This is a genomic window from Nocardia aurantia (assembly GCF_009604425.1).
GTDB classification, from domain to species: Bacteria; Actinomycetota; Actinomycetes; order Mycobacteriales; family Mycobacteriaceae; genus Nocardia; species Nocardia aurantia.
The window spans coordinates 1-5,232 of the sequence record NZ_WEGI01000036.1 but is presented as its reverse complement, the minus strand read 5'-3'; the positions used below and the strand labels follow the sequence as shown (position 1 = coordinate 5,232).

Here is a 5,232-nt window from a genome sequence, read left to right as displayed (position 1 = left end):
AAACCACGGTCCACGTGTCGCATCGGGTACTGGATGCCGACACGGTCGCGGCGGCGACGGGTTCGGTTGTCGGGCGGGCGATCCCGGGCCTGCGAGTGTATGTGCTCGACGACCGGTTGCATCCGGTGCCGGTCGGGGTGGCCGGGGAGATCTATGTCGCCGGGCCGCAGTTGGCGCGGGGGTATCTGGGGCGGGCGGATCTGACCGCGGCCCGGTTCGTCGCCCACCCCCTCGGCGTACCGGGGGAACGCTTGTATCGCGCGGGGGATGTCGCCCGCTGGAACCGGCACGGAGAGCTCGAATACCTGGGCCGTGCTGATGATCAGGTGAAGGTGCGCGGGTTCCGGATCGAACTCGGCGAGATCGAAGCCGCGGTCCTCGCCCAGCCGGGTGTCACCCACGCCGCGGTCATCGTCCGCGAAGACACACCCGGCGACCAACGCATCGTCGCCTACCTCGCCGGTGCCGGCGCGGTCGACGTCGACGCCGTACGGGACGGAGCCGGCCAACGCCTGCCCGCCTACATGGTGCCCTCGGCGTTCGTCGTGCTCGACGCGATCCCGTTGACCGTCAACGGCAAACTCGACCGCCGCGCCCTCCCGGCGCCCGCGGCCCGCACCCGCACGTTCCGTGCACCGGAAACACCGGTCCAGGAGGCGGTGGCCACGGTGTTCGCCGACGTCCTGGGCCTGCCGCGAGTCGGCCTGGACGACGACTTCTTCGCTCTCGGTGGCAACTCGCTGATCGCCACCCGGGTCGCCTCCCGGATCGGCGCCACCCTCGGCATCTCCGTCGGGGTCCGCGCGTTGTTCGAGGCCGCGACGGTGGAAACCCTTGCCGCGCGGCTGGAATCGCACACCGGTGACGACCGCGACCGGCGGCCCGCGCTGGTCGCCCGCCGCCGCCCGGCGGGCCGGCTGGTGCCGCTGTCGTTCGCGCAGCAGCGCATGTGGTTCCTCAACCAGTACGACAAGGCCTCGGCCGCTTACAATCTGCCGCTCGCGATTCGCCTGTCCGGCGAACTCGACACCGCCGCACTGGAATTGGCGATCGTCGACGTGCTGCGCCGGCACGAGTCGCTGCGCACCCGCTACCCGGAACACGGTGGCGTGCCGATGCAGCAGGTGCTGCCCGCCGAACAGGTCACCCTCGATCTGCGTGGTTACCCGGTCGCCGACACCGAACTGCTCACCGCCGTCACCGAGTTCGTCTCCACCGGATTCGACGTCGCCGAGCGGGTTCCGTTGCGGGCGCGGCTGTTCCGCGTCGACATGGGCGTGCAGGCGACCGTCGCGGGCGCCGAGCACGTGCTCGTGGTGGTGGTCCACCACATCGCGGCCGACGGCTTCTCCATGGGCCCGCTGGCGCGGGACGTGATGGCCGCCTACACCGCTCGCACCCAGGGCAGCGTGCCCGGCTGGGCGCCGCCGGCGGTGCAGTACGCCGATTTCGCGGTCTGGCAGCGCGAGGTCCTCGGCTCCGAGGACGACGCGCAGTCGCTGCTGGCCCGGCAGGTCGGCTACTGGCAGCGGGCGCTCGCCGGCATTCCCGACGAACTGACCCTCCCCGCCGACCGGCCGCGGCCGGCGGTCGCCTCGCACCATGGCGCCACCCTGCACCGCACGCTGTCGCCGAACGTGATCACCGCGCTGGAAGATGTTGCGCGTAAACAGGGTTCGTCGCTGTTCATGGTGATGCACGCGGCGCTCACGGTGCTGCTGGGCCGGTTGTCCGGCGGCGACGACATCGCGATCGGCACCCCGGTGGCCGGTCGCGGTGAGCAGGCCCTCGACGACCTGGTCGGCATGTTCGTCAACACGCTCGTGCTGCGGACCGCCCTCGATCCGGCGGAATCGTTCACCGGCCTGCTGGATCGGGTCCGGCACACCGACCTGGAGGCGTTCGGCAACGCCGACGTGCCGTTCGAACGGCTGGTGGAACTGCTGGCCCCGGAGCGGTCCCAGGCCCGCAATCCGCTGTTCCAGGTGATGCTCGCCTTCCAGAACCTGGACCGCACCACGCTGGAACTGCCCGGTCTGACGGTGTCGCCGCTGGACCTGGAAGAGAACATCGCCCGCTTCGACCTGCAGTTCACCCTGTCGGAGATCCCGACCGTCGTCGCTTCCGACGGCGCCGGCCGGTCCGACGACACCGGGCACGGCGGTATGGCGCTGGCATTGACCTACGCCACCGATCTGTTCGACGAGAGCACCGTCGCGGAGCTGGTGCAGCGCTGGGTGCGGGTGCTGGAGACCGTCGCCGCCGACGCGGAGACCCTCGTCGGCGCGATCGACATCCTGGACGCGGCCGAGCGCGCGGATCTGGTGGCGCGCACCGGACTTCCCGCCGAGCCGGTCCGCACCCTGCCGGAACTGCTGGCCGCCGCGGTCGCGGCGAATCCGGACGGTCCGGCGGTGGTTTTCACCCCGCTGGACGGCTCGCCGCGGCGCAGCCGGTCCTACACCGAACTCGACGAACACTCGAACCGGTTGGCGCGCTTGCTGATCGAGCGCGGCATCGGCGCCGAGGATCTGGTCGCGGTCGCCGTGCCGCGGTCGGACGAGTCGTATCTCGCCGAATGGGCGGTGTCCAAGACCGGTGCGGCGTTCGTGCCGATCGACCCGACCTATCCGGCGGACCGGATCGCGCACATGGTCACCGATTCCGGTTCCCCGGTGGGCCTGACGGTGTCGTCGGTGCGCGCCGAACTGCCGGAGTCGGTCGACTGGCTGGTATTGGACGAGCAGCCGCTCGACGGCCGTTCGGCCGCCGCGGTGACCGATACCGACCGGGTGCGGCCGCTGCGCGCGGAACATCCGGCCTATGTCATCTACACCTCCGGGTCGACCGGCCTGCCGAAGGGCGTCGTCGTCACGCACGCGGGTCTGGCCAACTTCACCGCCGAGCAGAACGTCCGCTACGACGTCGACTCCGATACGCGCGCACTGCATTTCGCGTCGCCGAGCTTCGACGCGTCGATGCTGGAATTCCTGCTCGCGATCGGCCGCGGTGGCACGCTCGTGGTGGTGCCGCCGGGCATCTACGGCGGCGAGGAGCTCACCGAACTGATCCGCCGCGAGGGCGCCACCCACACCTTCCTCACCCCCTCGGTGCTGGCCTCCCTGGACCCGGCCGCGCTCACCGACATGCACGCCGTCGTCGCCGGCGGCGAGGCCGTACCGGCCGACCTGGTGGCGAAATGGGGTGCGGCGCCGGACGCTTCCGGCGGTGCGAGCGGTGCCGGCGGTGCGAGCGGTGTCGGCGGTGCCGGTGGTGCTGTCGATGCCGGCGCTGCCGGCGGTGGCCGCCGCTTCTACAACGGCTACGGCCCCACCGAGACCACCATCATGACCAACATCAGCGAGCCGCTGGCCGCGGGCGATCCGGTCACCATCGGCGGCCCGATCCGCGGCATGCAGTCGCTGATCCTGGACGCCAGGCTGCGACCGGTGCCGGTGGGTGTCGCGGGTGAGCTGTACCTGTCGGGCATCCAGCTGGCGCGCGGTTACCATGCGCGGCCGGGCCTGAGCGCCGAACGGTTCGTGGCCAATCCGTACGCCGGTGGCGAGCGGATGTACCGTACCGGCGACGTGGTGCGCTGGACGCAGCACGGCGAGGTCGAATACGTCGGCCGCTCCGACTTCCAGGTCAAGGTCCGCGGTTTCCGCATCGAACTCGGGGAGATCGACGCGGCGCTGGCCTCGCACGAGACGGTCGACTTCGCGGTCACCGTCGGCCACGAGAACGCAGCGAACGTGACCTCACTGGTCTCGTATGTGGTTGCCGCGCACGGTGTCCCGATCGACACCGCGGTGCTGACCGAACACGTCGAGCAACGACTGCCGGGCTACATGGTGCCGTCGTCGATCATGGTGATCGACCGGATCCCGCTGACCCCGGTCGGCAAGCTGGACCGGAAGGCGTTGCCGGAACCGGTCTTCGCGGCCGAGGTGTCTTTCCGGGCGCCGCGATCGACGGTGGAGCAGACCATCGCCGAGGTGTTCGCCGAGGTGCTCGGCGTGGACCGGGTCGGCCTCGACGACTCGTTCTTCGCCCTGGGCGGCGATTCGATCGTGTCCATCCAACTGGTGTCGCGGGCGAAGGCGCGCGGCGTGGTGTTCTCGCCGCGGGATGTGTTCGAGCAGCGGACCGTCGCGGGCCTGGCGGGCGTGGCCGACGCCGCCGGCGGCGCGGACCGGCCCGCCGTGCTCGCGGAGCTGCCCGGCGGCGGTGTCGGCGCGATGCCGCTGACCCCGGTGGTGCGCTTCATGGTCGAGCGGCCGGGCGCCCTGCGTCGCTTCAATCAGTCCCTGGCACTGGAACTTCCGGTGGGGATCGACCGCGCCGGGATCGTGGCGACCCTGGCGGCGGTCGTCGACCGCCACGACATGCTGCGGGCCCGGTTGCGCCGGCACGCCGGCGCGGAGTGGATCGTGGAGACGGCCGCGCCGGGCACGGTCGACGTCGACGCGCTGCTCGACCGGGTGGTGTTCGACGCGAGCGTCGATGACGCGGGCCTGACCGAGATCGCCTCGGCGGCATTGGATGCCGCGGTGGGCGGGCTGGATCCCGAAGCGGGCGTGGTGATCCGGTTCGTCTGGTTGCAGCCGTCCGCCGGGGACCGGGAGCCGGGTACGGATCGCGCGGGCCGGCTGCTGGTGGCCGCGCACCACCTCGTGGTCGACGGTGTGTCGTGGCGAATCCTGGTGCCGGACTTCGTGGCCGCGTGGGGACAGATCGCGGCCGGCCGGCCGGCGACGCTGCCGCCGGTCGCGACCAGCATGCGCACCTGGGCGCACGCGTTGCAGCGTGCGGCGGTGGAACGGGCCGGCGAGCTGGACCGGTGGCGCGCGGTGGTCGACGGTCCGGATCCGTTGCTGACCACGCGGGCCTTCGATCCGGCCGTGGACGTGACCGGGACGATCGCGAAGCATCGGGTCGAGGTGTCCGCGGAGGTCACCCGTGCGCTGCTGACCACGGTGCCCGGACTGTTCCACGGCGGCGTCAACGACGGCCTGCTGACCGCGCTGGCGCTCGCCGTCGCGAAGTGGCGCGCCGACGGTGCGGCCTCGGGCCGCGGCTCCGACGACGGTGCGGCCGTGGACGATTCGGTGCTGATCCGGTTGGAGGGGCACGGTCGTGAGGAGGAGGCGGTGCCGGGCGCGGATCTGTCGCGCACGGTGGGCTGGTTCACCTCGATCTTCCCGGTGCGGTTCGATCTGTCGGGCATCG

1 protein-coding gene is annotated in these 5,232 nt (G+C 71.6%); it reads left to right on the top strand.

Going from position 1 to position 5,232, the window contains the following annotated elements; all coding sequences use genetic code 11:
• The coding region (locus NRB56_RS38020) for a condensation domain-containing protein (RefSeq protein WP_153349225.1) at window positions 1-5,232 on the top strand (5,232 nt) is incomplete at both ends.